Origin of the sequence: Rahnella sp. BIGb0236, assembly GCF_004364755.1 — a bacterium.
GTDB lineage: Bacteria > Pseudomonadota > Gammaproteobacteria > Enterobacterales > Enterobacteriaceae > Rahnella > Rahnella victoriana.
In genome coordinates, this window is sequence record NZ_SOAO01000001.1 from 453,317 (window position 1) to 471,407 (window position 18,091).

Here is an 18,091-nt window from a genome sequence, read left to right on the forward strand (position 1 = left end):
TTATTCGTAGCGAATGGCATCCGCAGGCGACATACGAATGGCGCGTCGGGAAGGCAACCACACCGCTAACGCCACAATCAAAGAGATCATAATGGCTACGCCCCAGAAGAGCAGTGCAAAGGATGTATGCCCGTTGCCCAATATACGCGTCAGCTTGGGTGCGACAAAGAAGGCCAGAGGCAGCCCGATAATCAGGCCAATGCCTAATTGCTTACTGCCCTGCAGCATCAGCATCCGCAACAGAACCCCTTCCGTGGCCCCCATGGCCATACGCACACCGATCTCCTGAATACGTTGATTTATCACATTGCGCATCACCGCATAAATACCGGTAGCGGCCAGTATTACCGCGACCACGCCAAACAGCATAAAGAGGTTAGCGATGAAATGCAGCCCGGCGGTATTTCTGGCCAGACGCTGATTTAGCGTTTGCACCTGATTGACCGACAGCGTGCTGTCAATCTGACGTACCGCATTGATCAGCGCAGGGCCTAACGTATCAGGATTCTGAGCGCCGAGCACCAGCGTTAATGAAGCCGCCGGTATTTGCGTCAGCGAGCGATAAACCGTGACCCGCTGACGAAACGCGCTGAAAGGCCGGCCATGAATAACGTTAGGCACCACACCGATAACCGTGAACCAGCGCTGATCATCCGAATCACGAAAACGCAGACGCTTACCGATCACATCCCGCTCACCGGGCCAGAACTGCTCCGCAAACGACTGGCTGACCACCACAACGGGTTGCGAGTCCTGCGTGTCACTGCTGGCAAACTCCCTTCCGGCTACCGGCGTGATGCCCATTCCCACCAGGCTTCCCGGCATCACTTGTACATCATTGACGAGAGGATAAGACCAGCGGTCTTTGCTGTTGTTACCCGACGAATCGATATCCACCTGACGGGGAACGGTAAATTGTCCGACGGCACTGGTAGTGATGGCCGTTTTTTCAACGCCAGGTATCCCGCTGAGGGACGACTGCAGTCGCTGGTAGAACAGGATCCGGCTCGCATCATCAGGATACTGGTTGGCATTGAGATTAATCTGACCGGTTAGATAGCCCTGCGTCACCACCCCGTAATCGGCCCGGGTTGCCTGGTAGACCAGCAGCGCCAGCAACGCACTGATACACAAAATGGAACAGGATAATCCGACTTCAAACGTCACCAGAATACGGGAAACCTTGCCCGCTCCGCGGCTTTGTGCGCCACGCGTTCCGTCCCGCAGCACATCGTTGAAATTGCCGTGGGTGATTTTCCAGGCAGGCAACGCACTGGTGACGACAGCGGTCATGATGACCAGCACTAAGGCATTGAGGATCATGACGTTATCCAGTGACAAGTGCCACCAGAACGGAATTTTGTTCGGCACGAAAGTCGGGAGTAATGTATTGGTGATCTCCAGTCCCCACGCCGCAAGCAGAACGGCGATGACGCCCGAGAAGGTGCAGATAAATAAGCTTTCCCACATCATTTGCATGACCAGACGACCGGAAGGTGACCCCAGGGCGACACGGATAGCGATTTCTTTTGAACGCTCTGTGGTTCTGGCCAGTAACAAGTTGCCGACATTGCAACACGCCAGCACAAGAACAAAAGCGACGGCAAAAAGCATGACGATGAATATCGGCATGGTCTCTTCACCCATGAAATTTTCCTGGAATGTCAGTACCTGAGCCGATAGCCCTTTATTGCTTTCAGGATACTCAGAGGCCAGCGACTGCATCACCTGAGCGAGATCGCGGTCAGCGTCAGCGAGCGGAACACCGGGTTTCAGGCGGGCATAAACCGACACTTCCGGCGCGCCTTTGCGCACCAGATACTGTGAGGGATCCAGCTTAGAAGGCAGCCAGAGATCATGAAAGAAGGGAAAGGCAAAATTGGCGGGCATGATCCCCACAATGCGTGTATGTATGCCATTAACCAGTACATCCCGGCCAATAAGCTGTTCATCGGCAGCAAAGTAGTTTTGCCACATACCATAGCTGATGACAGCAACAGGCGTCGCGCCAGGCTGGACATCTTCACTGTTCAGCACCCTGCCACGATAGGGCTGGACGCCAGCATAAGAAAACATCTCCGGCGTATTACGGATAGCCATATAGGAAACCGCTTTCGTACCGTCACTGATATCGGCACGTTCCGCATAAAAATAACCAACATCATTGAGCGTGGTGTTGCGCGCCTTGATGTCCTTGTAGTCCAGGAAGTTGACCCCGGAATCACTCAGACTGACGCCATTAACTGTCGGGTTAACTAACACCATGTTTTTCCCGTCCGGGTAAGGAAGTGGCGTAAACATGATGGTATTAATCACTGAAAACATATAAAGCGTCAGTGCCAGACCACAGGACATGATCAGCACCGTGATGAAGGTAAATGACGGACTTTTGAGTAGCAGGCGTAAGGCATATCGGATATCAAAAAGCATTTTATGCTTCCTTTATCAGGGTCAGTTCCCGTGCCACATGTCCGTCTCCGACGACCTGTCCGTCAGAGAGCACAATGCTGCGTTGCGCCCGTTCGGCTGAACGCGGGTCATGGGTTACGATGCAGATAGTGGCCCCTTCCTGATGCAGCTTATCGAGTATATTCAGCACCGCCTCGGCATTGTGGGAGTCCAGGTTACCCGTCGGTTCATCCGCCAGAATAATGGAAGGATTGCCCACGATAGCCCGCGCGACGGCCACACGCTGCTGCTGTCCGCCGGAAAGCTGTGAAGGATAATGCCGTCCACGGTGGGACATATTGACCTTGTCTAAAGCCTCCGCCACCCTCTGCTGTCGTTCAGTCTTAGAGATATCCTTGCGGTAAGTGAGTGGCAGGGAGACATTTTCCTCAATGGTTAAATCGCTGATGAGATTAAATGACTGGAAGATGAAGCCGATATCGCGATTTCTTACCAGAGCACGCTGCTTTTTAGAAATATTCTCTACATTATGCCCGGCCAGCTGATAAGTACCGGTAGAGGCCACATCCAGCAGCCCCAGAATCGACAACAGCGTTGATTTTCCACAGCCTGACGGCCCGGAAATCGCCACATATTCCCCTTTGGAAATGCTCAGCGTGATCTTGCTCAGGGCGTGTGTCTCAATTTCATCCGTCAAAAATATTTTATTCACATCAGTGAGTTCTACCAGTGATTCCATTATTTTTATCTCCATCGCTTTATACAGTTTGCAGGCGTCTTTTGCAGGTGAGCCGGCATCATTTAGTAATCTCAATCTGATCTGCCCCTTGCCAGGCGCTGCCGTCACTGAGAATAATTTTATCTCCCGCACGCAACCCGCTGGTCACCTGAATATAATCCGCAGATCCTTGCCCAAAGTTGACCTTCATTTTAGTGGCTGAACGTTCCTTGTCATCGAGCCGGTAAAGCATCGAAGGTAAATTATTCTGTGCGAACGGTGGGCGCTCAACGTACAGGGAATCATTAATTTTTGTCACTGCGATTAAACCATCCACGCTCAGATCAGGACGGGCTTCTTGCGGCAGCGGCTGAGTAAATGTCACATCCACTTTAACGGTGCCATTGGTCACCGCAGGGTCAACACGTGATAACACGCCGGCAAACTGGCTGCGCCCGGTGTTAATGGTCACCTGTTGCCCGACGGCAAGATCGCGGGACTGTAATTCTGGCACTTTGAGTTCAGCATAAAGTTCCTTCTCTTTCGCCAGACGGGCAATACTGGTTCCGGTGGTGACCCGCTGCCCGACCTGGACTTTCACATCCTGCAAAATTCCCTCGATGGGTGAGGTCACATTCAGCGAATCGACTTCCTGCTGGCTCAGCAGCACCAGCGATTCCAGTTTGTTAAGACGCATCGCACTGGCTTTGATATCAGCATCAATACTCAGCTTGAGCGTTTTTAATCGTTTTTCCTCAAGCACAACCTGCTGACGATATTGTTCAGTATTAATACGGGTTGTTTCGTATTCCAGCATCGGCACTGCCGCTATATATTTCTTTTGCGCAGCAAGCCGCATTGTAGAGCTGAGTAGCCGGCTTTTTGCATCCAGAACCAGCGCTTCCTGACTCAGAATTTTATTTTGTAATTCTGCATTCGTCGCATCAGTTTCAGCGCGGCGGGCATCCAGCTCGAGCAGGTTTTCCTGTAATTTCTGTTCCAGCGTAGGGTTACTCATTCTCACCAATAACTGCCCCTTACTCACCTTCATTCCGGGTTTGTAGATAACCTCTTCCACACGGGCATCAACATTGGCGGCAACCCAATTGATATCACGCGGTAACAGTACTCCGTTGCCCCTCACTTCTACCGAGAAATTTCCATATTGCACCTGTCCGACGGCGATACTCCCGCGGGAAATCTGATAAGGCGAAAACCGGTAATTATAGATTGCCGCCAGCGTGGCTAAAAAAAGTGCTCCCGCAACCAAAAATTTGCGGTATCGCTTCAGTATGAATTTATTCCCGGGTTGCGGGATTGAAATGTCCATAATAATACCTTCTCTGATAACTCCTTACTGATGAGCACAAATCGTGCCAATCTTTTAAATCTCATTAACATGCTGATTTTTATTGTTTTTTCAGGAAACCACAAAAAAGACCTTTTCCCATCATTATTTTCTATCTCATTAATGGAACGAAAAATGGGACGGCGTGGCCTGATTGTCTGTTTTTCCCTGTGTCGTCCCACTCATATCAGGTATTCCCAATAGTGGGATATTAGATCAGTTCAATTTATTAACGCGTGTCGAAAATGGGATTTTACGGTTCCCATAACAGGGATGAATAATAATATCCATTTTAAACAACAAGTTGAAACAAATAAAAACATGGCATAGTAATTGCTTTAATCCTTACGGGTACGGTATTCCACTTTTCAAAAAAATGTTCATCACTCATTAATTACGCAGAAGGGGTGTGTATGTGGGAACGCAAACTATCGAACGCTGAAAAAACGCTTTTTACACAAAAAATAACCGAGGATCTGGATAATCGTCATTTGACTGTCTATGGGAAACACGCTCATACAGAAAAAGCCTTATGCATTGTTAAGATTATTAATTATATGCTGGAGAACATTTCTGACGAGATCACACTGGAAGATCTGGAAAAAATATGTGGTAAAACCCGTTTTGATATTTGCCGCATATTCAAACATTTCTATGATGTCACTCCCATAAAGTGGATGTGGAAAGTCAGGCTGGCGCTGGCCAGAGAATTTATCCATTTAGCCCCTGAATGGTCATTAACGGATATCAGTTATGCTTGCGGATTTTCGTCATTGCCGCATTTTTCCCGAAGTTTCAGTAAGACTTATAGCGAGTCTCCGCTCAAATTTAAGCAGAATGTCATCAGGACAATGCGTCCGGAAATTAAAAAAGAGTCGTCAGATTATGATTTCATTTTCGGGGTTCAAAGAAACAACTTTTCAAGAAGCATGTTAATCAGTAACCTGCATTGCTTATAATTATCAAAAAGATTTCTTATGCCACTTTTTATTATTCACTGCACGCAATATCAGTTTAGGCTCACGGAAAGATGAAAAGTCTTCATGCAAGGTATCTCTCAGGAAATCTGAAATATAATTAAATACAGCTGGGTCACGTAATGCGCCGTTGTGGCCCTTTCCTTCTGTAACGATTAATTCACTTTTTTTCAAAGAATGGCTCAGTATTACCGCTTCATCCAATTCAATACTGAGATCGTTTTTATCATGTAATATCATGACCGGTTGTGTTATTGACCCGATAAGCTCCGGTCCAATAACATCAGGATGAACACCATAGCGGTGCTTGTAAAGTTTTTTCATTGATCCGGCAATACGCTTTGGCAATTTATTATTGCTGACATATCTGTCCATCATTTTTCCGTAGCTGCACGGACTGCCGATTAAAATCATCCGTTTAAAAAGCAGCCCTTGCAGGGCGGCCATGCAGCCAATTAAGCCGCCGGTCGAATGACCAATAATCACCGAAAAATGGCCATAGTGGTTTTCCATTTCCATGACGGCCCGAGACAAATCATAGAAAGACACTTTTTTTCCGGGAGAAATACCATGTGCGGGAAGGTCAGGCGCAAAAACAGCATAGCCTTTTTCCTGCAACCGCTGCGCCATCTGCCGTAACATAATACTCCGGCCATCCCACCCGTGAAGGAGCAAGACTTTTTCGGCCTGCGGATCCGCCTGAGGATAAATGAAGACCTTAACAAAAGATTTACGCCAAAAAATCTCCTGCTGCACGCAGCGGCTGAGCAGCATGATTTCCCCCTGCTTATAGGGTAAAGGCCGGGTCTTTTCGAAAAGACGTAATGCGTATAATGCTGAAAGATAGGAAGACATGACATGCAGGGAATATAAATCGACTAAACTGATGAGTTTGCATGCCCTCGTATAATGTGTTGCGGGTCTTATTTTCGCTTTCATCAGTAACGTCGGACGGAATCGCATAATGACCAAAATCCGCAGGTAATTTTGGTGCACCAGCGATAGAAATAAAAGGACGGGATAAAAGAAGCTATAAAACATTTTCACTCCCTATTTTATTGGCCAGTCGCCAGTACTCCCTGCCGAACGCAATAAAGTACACCACATTAAAGACAATAATCAGATTCATGATAGTGTGCAGTTGCGAAAATTTATCCCAGCCCACCAGTAAAGTGATAACAGTCAGTAATTCAATGATTACGGTTAATACCAGTACCCGTCGGGCCTGTTCTAATTGTTCCAGTAATGCCTGAAGCGAGGCGACGAAAGAAGTCAGGAAAAACGTCGGTAACAGAATCAGTATAATCTGGCTGCTGACGTCCTGAATCACTTTGTCACCGGACAGAATTTTTATCAGGCTGGCCTCGGTGAAATAAACACCCGATGTCAGCAGAAGATAAATAATACAAATAAAGGCCAACCCCCGGTGCAGCAACCGTTTTAATTCTTCACCGCTACTGATCGCCAGCCGCTGGTTAATTAATATCGCCAGCGCGGATCCACAAGCCACAGCGGGGATGACGATAAACATTCGGATCTTGGTCACAATCAAAAAACCGGCAACATATTGCTCACCCAGCGTGCCAATTAACGGGAATATCAGCAGGGAACTGAAAAACAGCACCACCAGCGAGGCAAAAATGGGCACGCCAACCTGAAACAGAAGTCCGCTGAGACGCGGAATAAATGCCCCTGGCCGGTCATCTTGCGCATTGCAGCCTGTACGCCATACCAGCCAAAGCGCGACAGGGATAAGCAGAGACGAAGCCAGCGCGTTTGAGACAATAATCGAATTAAAACCTAATCCGTAAACCTGATAGCCGATGTAGCAGATCAGCGCATTCAGCACGATATACGCGATGACTAACAGCATGCTTAACGCGCTCTTCCCCTGCCCGCGGAGCGCGCTGTTACACATCTCAAGCTGAATAAAGGGCAGCATGGACAGGAAATAGAGCGGTAATGCTGAGGAATAAAATGCATTCCCGGCGACAGGCAGCAGGGTCTGCAACAGAGGCGCACAAAGCGCCGTCACGCCACTTAGCAGTGCCACAATCAGGATACCCAGCGTCGCCAGCAGTGAAGTCGCCGCCAGGACCTTTTGACGCGACCACAGATTCAGTGAACGGGCACTGAAAACCTGATTAGTGATAGCCAGACATTCCAGAATCGCAAGAAATAGAAAGCTGAAAGGCTGGAGCATTGACAGCACATAAATTGAACTGGTTTCTTTACCGTGCCCCAGAATCGCGGTCTGAATGTTTTGCGAAAATGAGACGGCAATGGCCACGATGATCATCGGCCAGGCTAACTTCAGCAGGTCGGCGATATCTTTGCTCAGGCTATGACGTTGTGGCAACGTCATTTCAGGTGAAGTATTCATACTCTGAGCTCCCGACGTTCCGGCAAAGCAGCCATGGCAACGGCTGCGGTTTTCCCATACAGGCTGTAAATCATCATCGAAAGGTAAGAAAGGCTGTGCGTCGAGCCGGATAAATAGCCATGTCCGCCCATCAGCTTTTCTGCCCGGTTGGTCAGCATCGTGAGCTGCCAGTGATCCGTCTCCGGATCAGCAAAGTCCTGCATCGCAAAACGCATCTGCCACTGGAGCAATAACACCTCTGTTTGACTGCTCAGATCGGCGAAATCCGCCTTCACCAACTGATGTCGGGTCGTTTTTACGCCAAAGCTTTTCCTCCCGGATAAATGCTTCCAGCTCACGGCCAGGATCTGGCTCAGTAGCCCCAGGCGTGCCGCAAAAGATGCCATAAGCGGGATCGGATCGTCGGTGATGTTTTCTGTGCCTGTGTGCTGCAAAGACATGCCCAGTGACGCCAGAATACGATCAGATTCAGCATGCTGTTCCGCGCAGGTTTCACCTTCCGCAGCCAGCAACTGATACCCGCCGCAAAACACGCCGCTTGCCGTGTCGGCCCATTTCCGGCGCATCTGCCGGAAAGCTTCTGACGGCTCATAGTCCCTGAACAGAAAGTAAAGTCGGGTAAACTCTTCTTCAGACATCAGAGCTCTCCAGTTGCAGGTGCTGCTCAATCCATTGAATAAGTTTTCCGACCGTGGTGAATGCATCCTGATTGATTTGATCAGGTTCAAACATGAGGCCGGGGATTTTTTCTTCCAGGGTTAATAAGAACTGAACAAATAATACTGAATCGAGGTCCAGATCTTCATTGAAATCAGTTTCCGACGTTATGTTGATTTTTGCAGACATGACATCGTTTAAAGCATCATTAACGGCTAACAGAAGTTGTGACATGATTTACCTCATTATTTTCGTTTTTTTCAATCAGGATACAGGACATCGTTATCCCCATCCCCATAGCAACACAGAGTATTCTTTTTCCTTCGAAACGCTTTAATAACGACGACACGTTAAATAAAATATCAGAACAATAAGCATGCCCATAACCTGATATATGCTCAGTAAAAAGCTCACCCTTAAAGTTCAATTTACCGGCAATACGCCTGAGCATTGGCATATCTATATTACCCGGAACAATGGCATCTATATGGTCAATGGTAAGGTTAAACTTTTTCAGGACGTAAAGATAAAAGTCATAATAATCTTGTTCCAGTGATGAGAAAAGCTCCCGCCGTCGGGCAGCCGGAAACTCTCTGTGATTATTATAAAATGAAGGCAGATGCCGCACGGCAGTGTTGTTGATTTGCCACTGTGAATGTCCCGCATTGAGCAGCATGGCAGCAGGAATTTCCGCCATAACACTATTATCAAGCTTATTAATATCACTGTGGAAAGCCTTTTCACCGGTAATGAGGATCATTGGCAGCTGACTTTTTATTACCCTGCTCTTCAACAAATGAATCGCCGACAAAGCGGAGGCACAATGATTCAGACTCACGGTTAATTGTTCCCAGTGTCCTATTCCGCAACCGGTCGCTATCTCATCAAGCCAGCGGGCATCAAAGAAAGTATTATGGGTTTGTGTTTTTGCATAGACCAAATACCCCTGGCCTTTAGCGATATTTAGATTGCCCGCCATCAGCGTTGATAGGGTTTCCTGTAACATCTGTGTATGGTTACCCGAAAACATTCCTACTGTGCTCAGAGAGTAATAACGTTCAAGTACCTTTCGTGCGCCTGTTTTTAAATTATGAGATGATTCAAGCGTACTTAATGGCCTTAAAGAAATACGACCAGGCAACCAGCATAATTCATTAAGTGGCAACATATTTTCTCACAGGGAATTATTTTAGAGTTATTATAAACGCAGTCCATAATCCCAGAAAAAAAACGTTTTTTTTGCCTGCAATTGCTTAAAGGGCATGAATTCCCATTTTTGAATCCCAAAAATGGAATGTAAAAGCGATTTCAGTATAAAGTACCGCAAGAACACCCAATAAATGCCCCCGCTAAACCTGCACGAAATGCCCGTCACTGACTTCACGGTAATGGCGGGCTGGCGGCTGATAATTCGCTGCGCGCAGCGGGCTGGCGAGTTCTTCCGGTACCACGGTGCGTTTACGGTGAACATCCGGATCGGGCACCGGCACGGCAGCCAGCAGTTTGCGGGTGTAGGCGTGCTGCGGGTTTTCGAAAATATCCGCCCGCGAACCGATTTCGACGATTTCTCCCAGATACATCACCGCCACACGGTGGCTGATGCGTTCCACCACCGCCATGTCATGCGAGATAAACAGATACGCCAGCCCGAGTTGCTGTTGCAGATCGAGCATCAGATTGATCACCTGCGCTTTTACAGACACATCCAGCGCCGACACGGCTTCATCGGCGATGATCATTTTCGGTTCCAGCGCCAGTGCGCGGGCAATGCAGATGCGCTGCCGCTGGCCGCCGGAAAACTGATGCGGGAACCGTGTCGCCATATTGCTTTGCAATCCCACCTGTTCCAGCAGTTGCGCCACACGGCGTTTCGCGCTTTCCGCGTTGTGCAATCCGAGGCTGACCATCGGTTCGGCAATCGCCTGTCCGATACGCATTCTCGGGTTCAGGCTTTCGTAGGGATCCTGAAAAATCATCTGCGCCTGCGTGCGGATTTCCGCCAGCCGCGCGCTGTCTGCGCGGCGGATATCTTGCCCGCGGATCAGCACCTCGCCGGAGGTCGCTTCGGTCAGACGCAAAATGGTGCGTCCGGTGGTGGATTTACCGCAGCCGGATTCGCCCACCAGCGACAGGGTTTCGCCCGGCTGCAGGCTGAATGACAGATCTTCGACGGCATGCACGCGGGCGGACACCCGGCGCAGCAGGCCGGATCTCACATCGAAACGGGTGATCAGGTTTTTCACCTCCAGCACCGGCTGACCGGGGCGCAGGGTATCGACCGATTCTGCGACCGGTTGCGGTTGTCCGGTTTGCATGTCAGTCAGCGGGAAACGCTTTGGCAACGCCACGCCGTTCATCGCGCCGAGCCGTGGCACGGCTGATAACAGCGCCCGCGTGTAAGGCTGTTTTGGCAGATGGAAGATTTCCCGCGTGGTCGCCTGTTCAATCGCTTCGCCCCGGTGCATCACCAGCGTGCGGTCCGCCACTTCCGCCACCACGCCCATATCGTGCGTGATAAACAGAACGGACATCCCCTCTTCTTCCTGCAACGATTTGATCAGCGCCAGGATCTGCGCCTGAATGGTGACATCCAGCGCGGTCGTCGGCTCATCGGCAATCAGCAGGCGCGGATTACAGGCCAGCGCGATGGCAATCACCACGCGCTGACGCATACCGCCGGAAAAGCTCAGCGGATATTCATTGAGTCGCGAGGCAGCCGCCGGAATGCGGACCTTTTCCAGCAAACGCACCGCTTCGGCGCGGGCGGTGGCGTCATCCATGCCGCGATGACGTTTCAGCACTTCGGTGATTTGTACACCGATTTTCAGCACCGGATTCAGGCTGGTCATCGGCTCCTGAAAAATCATGCCGATGCGGTTGCCGCGAATGCTTTGCATCTGCGAACGGTTGAGACTGAGTAGATCCTGACCGTCAAACTGAATGCGGCCGGAATAGCGGGTGTGCTTTTCATCCAGCAAACGCATGACAGACATCGCCGTGACACTTTTGCCGGAACCGGATTCACCCACCAGCGCCAGCGTCTCTTTCGGGCCAATCGAGAAGGAAAGATCCCGCACCACGTTCAGCCATTCGCCTTCCACGGAAAACGCGGTATTGAGTTTATCGACCTGTAACACCGGATTTTGCATCATCAATCCTTATTGCGCGGGTTGAGGATGTCGCGCAGGGCGTCACCGACTAAGTTAATTGCCACAATCAGCACCAGCAGCGTGATGCCGGGGAAGACGCTGATCCAGTAGTCGCCGGACATCAGGTAATCAAAGCCGTTGGCGATCAGCAGGCCGAGCGACGGTTCGGTGACCGGCAAACCGATGCCGAGAAACGACAGCGTGGCTTCCAGCATGATGGCGTAGGCAATGCGCATGGTCGCCACCACAATCAGCGGCGGCAGGCAGTTGGGCAGAATATGACGGAACAGAATGCGCGGGTTCGACAGCGCCATGCTGCGCGCGGCGTCCACGTAGCTGCGGCGGCGTTCGAGCAGCGCCGAGCCGCGAATGGTGCGCGCATAATACGCCCATTGCGTCACCACCAGCGCCAGAATGATTTTGTCGACGCCCTGCCCGAGAACTGCCAGCAAAATCAGCGCAATCAGGATCGGCGGGAAGCTCAGCTGGATATCAACAATACGCATGATCAGTGCATCGGTTTTGCCGCCCGCGTAGGCGCTGATAAGCCCGGCTGCCGCGCCAATCGTCAGCGCGATCAGCGCGCTGGAGACGCCGACCAGCAGGCTGGTGCGGGTGCCGTACAAAATGGCGCTCAGCAAGTCGCGCCCCTGATCGTCGGTGCCGAGCCAATAGGTCATGCCGCTCATACTGGCGGTGCCCGGTGTCAGGCGGCCATCCATGATATCGAGCTGTGATAAATCGTAAGGGTTTTGCGGCGAAATCCACGGCGCGAGTACTGCCAGCACAATGGCGATGCCTAACATGATCAGGCCGCACAGTGAGAATTTGTTACGCAGCAACGCCCGCACGGTCTGGTAAAACGCGGAGTGCGGTTTGCCCTGCACGGCGGTACGCGAGTGAACGGAATCAGACGCCATCAGTTTTCGTCCCCCAGCCGCACACGCGGATCGACCAGCACATACAGCACATCCACCAGCAGGTTAATCAGGCTGAACATCACCACGGTGATCATCAGATACGCCAGGATCACCGGGCGGTCGAGCACGGCGATGGAATCAATGATCAGTTTGCCCATCCCCGGCCAGGCGTAAATGGTTTCGGTCACCACGGCGAAGGCGATCAGCGAGCCGAGTTCCAGGCCGATAACGGTAATCAGCGGGATCAGGGTATTTTTCAATACGTGAACCAGCACGATGCGGCTTTCGGATAAGCCTTTGGCGCGGGCAAAACGAATGAAATCCTGTTGCAGACATTCGAGCACACCGGCGCGGGTCAGGCGGATGATCAGCGAGATTTTAAACAGCGCCAGATTGAAAGCGGGGAGAATGAGATGCGCGAGGCCGTCGGCGGTAAACAGGCTGAGCGGGACGCCGAAAACCTCCACCGTCGCGCCGCGTCCGGACGCCGGAAGCACACCGAGTTTCACACTGAACAGCATGATCATCATCAGCCCAATCCAGAATGTCGGCAGGCTGAAGCCTAAAATCGAGACGGTCATGATCGACTTCGATAACACGCCGTCAGGACGCAGACCGGCATAGACGCCAAGCGGAATGCCAATCACCAGCGCCAGGACAAAGGCCACCAGCGCCAGTTCGAGCGTCGCGGGCATTCGCTGAAAAATCAGGTGCAGCGCGGGCTGATTGTAGATAAAGGAGTTGCCCATATCGCCGTGCAGCGCGTTGACCACAAACAGGCCGTATTGCTCCCACACCGGTTTATCGAGGCCAAAAGACTGGATCACGCTCAGGCGCTCAGCGGGCGTCGCGGTGGTACTGAGCAGCAAATCCACCGGATTGCCGACCAGATACACGCCGCCAAACACCAGCAGCGACATCACGAACAGCGTCAGCAGTGTCTGTCCGCAACGTCCCAGCAGGTAACGGCTCATGCCTGCGCATCGCCATAACGGGACAGCACGCGGCGCAGCAGGCTGAAGAAGCCGTATTCATCGACGGTCTGCATGACCATCGCATTGGGCGGCGTCGCCAGTTTGTGCCAGAAATCTGCGTAGGTGTATCCAGCAGTGTTACCGGACACCGCCACCCCGACGCGGGCGGGCTGACCGGAGAACAATCCCGGCTGCAACAGCCACGCAATGGTCGCCGCATCATGAACCGGCCCGCCTTCACGGCCAAAACGGTTGAGATCACTGCGGTCAAACGCGTTCAGTAAGGCGGCTATGGCCTTGCCCGGCAGGCCGCCGTCCTGTTTCAGTGCCTCGATATCATCCGCGCCAATCAGCGCCTGAAAGGTCAGATCCAGCGGCATGATCACCAGCGGCACGCCGCTGTTAAACACTTTTTCCGCCGCGTGCGGATCGGCATAGACGTTGAATTCCGCCCAGGGGACGCGGTGTCCGAGGGCAGTAAACGCGCAGCTCATGGTCACGATGTGTTTAATGCCGCGGGCCACGTCAGGATGCATACCCAGCGCCAGCGCGATATTGGTCATCGGGCCAATCACGCAGACCGTGACCGGATCGTTGTCTTCTGCGGCCTGTCGTAAGGTGCGCACCAGAAAATCCACCGCGTGTTCCGCCTGGGGTTGCAGATGGCTGTCCGGCACCAGTTCATCGTTAAACGCGCCGATGTGGGCGTATTTGCCGTAAACCTGTTCACGCACCAGCGGTCCCGGCGCACCGGCAAACACCGGCGTGCCGGTCTTGCCGGATAACGCGACAATTTTGCAGGCGTTTCGCACTGTATCTTTCAGCGCCACATTGCCGGCCACCACGGTGACGCCGAGGACGTCCAGTTCCGGCGAGGCCAGCGCCAGCCACAGGGCGATGGCGTCATCCACGCCGGGATCGGTATCAATAATGATGCGCTGGCTCATAAGATCATTTCCCGGCATAACGTGAAAGCAGTTCGTAAAACAGCGTGAAGACTTTAGTGGCATCCACGCGCGTAACGATATCGACATTGGGCGTCTGCCCAGACTTGCCGTACCAGTCGGCGACGGTTTGTCCCATACACAACTCGCTGTCATGTTCGACAAACACCCGCGCTTTTTCGCTGCCAAACAGTTCCGGTGCCAGCACGTAAGCCATCACCAGCGGATCGTGCAGTGGCCCGCCGCGAGAACCGTAACGGCGGACGTCGTTGCGATCCCAGAACGCCATTAGCTCGCCCAGCGGCGCGGAAATCCGTCCTGAGACTTTGATGAATTTCGCCACATGTTCCGGCGTCAGGATCACCTGATGCGTGGCATCGAGCGGCAACACGGTAATGTTCAGATCTGAAGAAAACACCACATGCGCAGCGTGCGGATCGGCCAGCATGTTGAATTCGGAGGTCATGGTGCGGTTGCCCGCTTCACGGTATGCGCCGCCCATCAGCACCACGCGACCGATACCGGCGGCAATGCCCGGTTTCATGCGCAGCGCCGTCGCCAGATTGGTCAGCGGTCCGAGCACGCACAACGTCAGGGGCTGATTATTCTCTGCGGCCTGTTCGCAACTTCGGATCAGAAAGTTAACGGCGTGAAGGGATTCGGCCTGTTTTTGCGGCGCGGGAAAGGCCGTATTGCCCAGACCGTTCTCGCCGTGGAACTGGCCGTGGATCGGCGCGCGCAACAGCGGCTGGTGGCAACCGGCAAACACCGGGATATCCAGCCGGTAACCCAGCTCGGTGATTTGCAGCGCATTGCGGGTGGTATTCGCCAGCGGCTGATTACCGCATACGGTGCAGATGCCGAGGATATTCAGTTGCGGTGCGACGAACGCGCTGAGCAGCGCGATGGCATCGTCAATGCCCGGATCGCAGTCAATGATCACCGGTATGGTTTTCACAGCGCCCCCACAGATCGTAAAACGTCAGCGATTTCCTGACGCGCGGCATCGTTGAGCGGTACCTGCGGCGGCAGCGGATCGCCAACCTCAAAGCCCTGTAATTGCAGCGCCGCCTTGATGCAACCGGCGATGGAGTATTTGGCGAAGATTTCGTTGATGCGCCACAGCGGACGCTGCAACTCCATCGCTTTCTTCCAGTCGCCTTGTTTTGCGGCTTCATACAGCGCCAGACTTTGCTTCGGCACAATACAGGCCGGACCGGCCATCCAGCCCACGCCGCCAATCAGCATCACGCAGGCCGGGATATGCGCCGATGCGGCAAACACCTGCATCCGTCCCTGCGTGCGTTCAATGATCGACAGCAACCGGCCGGTATTGGTCGAGGCATCTTTAATATAGTTAATATTTTCCACGTGGCTCAGCCGCTCGATGACCGGCAGGCTGAGATCCGAACGCTGGAACTGCGGATTGGTGTACAGCACGACCGGCAGTTTGCCTGCGGCGGTCGCGATGGCACGGAAATAATCCTCGACGCCCTGTTCGGGCACCGGGAAGTAGGCCTCAAGTATCGCCAGAATACCGTCGACACCCAGAGCGACGTAGCGAGCGGTTTGCGCCACAGCGTCCTGAATGGTGGTGGCCGCCACTCCGGCAATAACCGGAACGCGCCCCCGTGCGGCTTCGACGACAGTTCTGACCACCTCTGTGCGCTGTTCTGCACTGAGGTATGCAAATTCACCTGTACTGCCGAGTGGCGTCAGACCCTGCACGCCGCTGTTAATCAGATGTTCAACCAGTGCGGTTAGCACCGGTTTGTCTATCTGGCCGCCGGGGGTGACCGGCGAAACCAGATAGGGATACACACCGCTAAAAGAAGTCATAGCTTCTCTCTCTTTTCTTAGAACAACCCTGGTGTTGGTGCTCTATTCCCGCCTTGGTTCGGTATGCACTCTGCGCGACTTATTGTTTCTCATGCACAAAGTACGGCAACGTGTAGCCGTCGGAGCGGCCAACGTAGGTATAAGGTGTCTTCATCGCCCAGGTGTAGGAAAGGAACAGCAACGGGATCGTGCCTTCGTCTTTCATCGCAATCTCTGTGGCGTGTTGCAGCAACTTCTCACGCTGGCCGTCGTCGAGGGTTTCCCGCGCCTGTGCCAGCGTTTTATCAAATTCAGGGTTCGAGTAACGCCCGCGATTGCCCTGTCCGCCATTCGGCCCGAAGGTTTCGAGCAACGGTCCCAGCACGCCGGAGGCTTCCCCGGTTTCAATCGCCGCGCCGCCCATGATCAGGCTGAAATCGCGTTTAGACGCCCGTGAGAAATACACGCTGCCCGGCATGGTCACGACATCCGTTTTGATGCCGACACGGCTGAACATCTGGCCGAGCGCCTGCGCAATTTTCGAATCGTTCGGATAACGGTCGTTCGACGCATGGAAGGTCAGCGTAAAACCGTCCGGATAACCGGCCTGCGCCAGCAACTGTCTGGCTTTCGCCGGATCGTACACCGGTGCGGCAATCGACGGCGTGTAACCAAAGTAGCCTTTCGGCACCAGCTGCGACGCCGGTACGCCCTGCCCGTCCATGATGCGATCCACAATCGCCTGACGGTTTATCGCCAGCGACATCGCCTCACGCACTTCACGTTTTTTCAGCGGATTGCTGCCGTCCGGCCCTTTGGCGAACGGCGACGCATCGCGGTCCTGATCCGGGTGTAAATACAAAATGCGGTTACCGGCCACGGATTCCAGATGCAGGCTGGTTTGTTTGCCCAGATCCCGTCCGTCTGCCGTCGGCACGCTTTCAATCATATCCACGTCGCCGGAACGCATGGCGGCCACGCGGGCACTCGGGTTTTTGAACACACGCAGCGTGACCTTATCCCATTGCGCTTTCCCGCCCCAGTACTGGTCGTTGCGCGCCAGCACCACATTATCGTCGGGCGTCCAGCTGACAAATTTGAACGGGCCGGTGCCGATGACATCTTTCCCTTCATTAAGGGTTGGCGATCCTACCGTTTCCAGACGCGCCGGTAATATCGCGACGCGGCTTAAGTTGTTCAGCAATAAAGGTGTGGGCGCTTTGGTGACAATTCTCACCGTCAGCGGGTTCACTTCGGTGACGTCAGCAATATCGTTAACGTACGGCGTATAAGCACTCGGGCTGTTTTTCGAGGCCAGCGCCACGCGCTTCACGCTGGCAATCACGTCTTTGGCGGTGAAATCGCTGCCGTCGTGGAATTTCACACCGGGGCGCAGGGCGAATTCCCAGGTGGTGTCATTAATGACTTTCCATGACACGGCGAGGGCAGGCGTAATATGTTGTTTTTCATCCTGATTCACCAGTCCGTCGAAGATGTTACGCGCCATCGCGCTGTTGGCACCGCCGACGTAAAACTGCGGATCCATTGACGTCGTTGAGGCAGCCAGGCCGATATTCAGATCAGCGGCCTGCACAGAGGGGGAAGATAAAACGAAAAATGTGGCCAGTGCCGGTGAAAGCACTCCTGCCAGAACGGACTTTCTCATGCATTTAACCCTTAATTTTTTTAGATTTTCAGGCAATGTGTGTCAGATCGTGAATTCGAGTCTAGGGGGTGGACTTCTGAATTGAAAATTGTATTTTGTGTTACATCCATAAACAAATGTTATGGATT

16 protein-coding genes are annotated in these 18,091 nt (G+C 52.7%); 1 reads left to right on the forward strand and 15 read right to left on the reverse strand.

Going from position 1 to position 18,091, the window contains the following annotated elements; translation table 11 throughout:
• Genes EDF78_RS01995 through EDF78_RS02005 form a run of 3 tightly spaced genes read right to left on the reverse strand, consistent with a single transcriptional unit; the run spans window position 1 to window position 4,457 of the window.
• Window positions 1-2,430 (reverse strand): ABC transporter permease, encoded by a 2,430-nt coding sequence (locus tag EDF78_RS01995; RefSeq protein WP_095925393.1) that lies wholly within the window; start codon window positions 2,428-2,430, stop codon window positions 1-3.
• Window position 2,431: 1 nt separating this feature from the next.
• Complete coding sequence (locus EDF78_RS02000) at window positions 2,432-3,148, reverse strand: ABC transporter ATP-binding protein (protein WP_037033254.1); 717 nt, start codon at window positions 3,146-3,148, stop codon at window positions 2,432-2,434.
• Between the two features lie 58 nt (window positions 3,149-3,206).
• Window positions 3,207-4,457 carry an efflux RND transporter periplasmic adaptor subunit gene (locus EDF78_RS02005; RefSeq protein WP_133822391.1) on the reverse strand — a complete coding sequence of 417 codons (1,251 nt, stop codon included), beginning with the start codon at window positions 4,455-4,457 and terminating at the stop codon, window positions 3,207-3,209.
• A 431-nt stretch (window positions 4,458-4,888) separates the two neighbouring features.
• Between EDF78_RS02005 and EDF78_RS02010 the strand changes: the two genes are divergently transcribed.
• Window positions 4,889-5,434 (forward strand): AraC family transcriptional regulator, encoded by a 546-nt coding sequence (locus EDF78_RS02010; protein ID WP_095925395.1) that lies wholly within the window; start codon window positions 4,889-4,891, stop codon window positions 5,432-5,434.
• Window positions 5,435-5,437: 3 nt separating this feature from the next.
• Here EDF78_RS02010 and EDF78_RS02015 read toward each other — a convergent pair whose 3' ends face one another.
• The 12 genes from EDF78_RS02015 to EDF78_RS02070 form a co-directional block, all read right to left on the reverse strand.
• A complete protein-coding gene (locus EDF78_RS02015; protein WP_133822392.1) occupies window positions 5,438-6,493 on the reverse strand; it encodes an alpha/beta hydrolase in 1,056 nt (351 codons plus the stop codon).
• The gene (locus EDF78_RS02020; protein ID WP_095925397.1) at window positions 6,483-7,835 is read right to left on the reverse strand and encodes an MATE family efflux transporter; all 1,353 of its coding nucleotides are present in this window, start codon (window positions 7,833-7,835) and stop codon (window positions 6,483-6,485) included. The genes EDF78_RS02015 and EDF78_RS02020 overlap by 11 nt, the downstream gene beginning before the upstream one ends.
• The gene (locus EDF78_RS02025; protein WP_133822393.1) at window positions 7,832-8,473 is read right to left on the reverse strand and encodes an acyl-CoA dehydrogenase family protein; all 642 of its coding nucleotides are present in this window, start codon (window positions 8,471-8,473) and stop codon (window positions 7,832-7,834) included. The genes EDF78_RS02020 and EDF78_RS02025 overlap by 4 nt, the downstream gene beginning before the upstream one ends.
• Window positions 8,466-8,726 carry a phosphopantetheine-binding protein gene (locus tag EDF78_RS02030; protein WP_095925399.1) on the reverse strand — a complete coding sequence of 87 codons (261 nt, stop codon included), beginning with the start codon at window positions 8,724-8,726 and terminating at the stop codon, window positions 8,466-8,468. The genes EDF78_RS02025 and EDF78_RS02030 overlap by 8 nt, the downstream gene beginning before the upstream one ends.
• Window positions 8,701-9,660, reverse strand: coding sequence for a 3-oxoacyl-[acyl-carrier-protein] synthase III C-terminal domain-containing protein (locus tag EDF78_RS02035; RefSeq protein ID WP_162928657.1), 960 nt, complete (start codon window positions 9,658-9,660; stop codon window positions 8,701-8,703). The genes EDF78_RS02030 and EDF78_RS02035 overlap by 26 nt, the downstream gene beginning before the upstream one ends.
• 181 nt (window positions 9,661-9,841) lie before the next feature.
• Window positions 9,842-11,641, reverse strand: coding sequence for an ABC transporter ATP-binding protein (locus tag EDF78_RS02040; protein ID WP_133822394.1), 1,800 nt, complete (start codon window positions 11,639-11,641; stop codon window positions 9,842-9,844).
• 2 nt (window positions 11,642-11,643) lie between these two features.
• Window positions 11,644-12,561 (reverse strand): ABC transporter permease, encoded by a 918-nt coding sequence (locus EDF78_RS02045; RefSeq protein ID WP_133822395.1) that lies wholly within the window; start codon window positions 12,559-12,561, stop codon window positions 11,644-11,646.
• The gene (locus EDF78_RS02050; protein ID WP_133822396.1) at window positions 12,561-13,535 is read right to left on the reverse strand and encodes an ABC transporter permease; all 975 of its coding nucleotides are present in this window, start codon (window positions 13,533-13,535) and stop codon (window positions 12,561-12,563) included. The genes EDF78_RS02045 and EDF78_RS02050 overlap by 1 nt, the downstream gene beginning before the upstream one ends.
• Window positions 13,532-14,482, reverse strand: a complete 951-nt coding sequence (locus EDF78_RS02055; protein ID WP_095925403.1) for a nucleoside hydrolase — start codon at window positions 14,480-14,482, stop codon at window positions 13,532-13,534. The genes EDF78_RS02050 and EDF78_RS02055 overlap by 4 nt, the downstream gene beginning before the upstream one ends.
• A 4-nt stretch (window positions 14,483-14,486) precedes the next feature.
• Complete coding sequence (locus EDF78_RS02060; RefSeq protein WP_119825762.1) at window positions 14,487-15,437, reverse strand: nucleoside hydrolase; 951 nt, start codon at window positions 15,435-15,437, stop codon at window positions 14,487-14,489.
• Window positions 15,434-16,318, reverse strand: coding sequence for a dihydrodipicolinate synthase family protein (locus tag EDF78_RS02065; protein WP_119825760.1), 885 nt, complete (start codon window positions 16,316-16,318; stop codon window positions 15,434-15,436). Before EDF78_RS02065 ends, EDF78_RS02060 begins: the two co-directional genes overlap by 4 nt.
• 79 nt (window positions 16,319-16,397) lie before the next feature.
• The gene (locus EDF78_RS02070) at window positions 16,398-17,963 is read right to left on the reverse strand and encodes an ABC transporter substrate-binding protein (protein ID WP_133822397.1); all 1,566 of its coding nucleotides are present in this window, start codon (window positions 17,961-17,963) and stop codon (window positions 16,398-16,400) included.
• Window positions 17,964-18,091 lie beyond the last annotated feature (128 nt).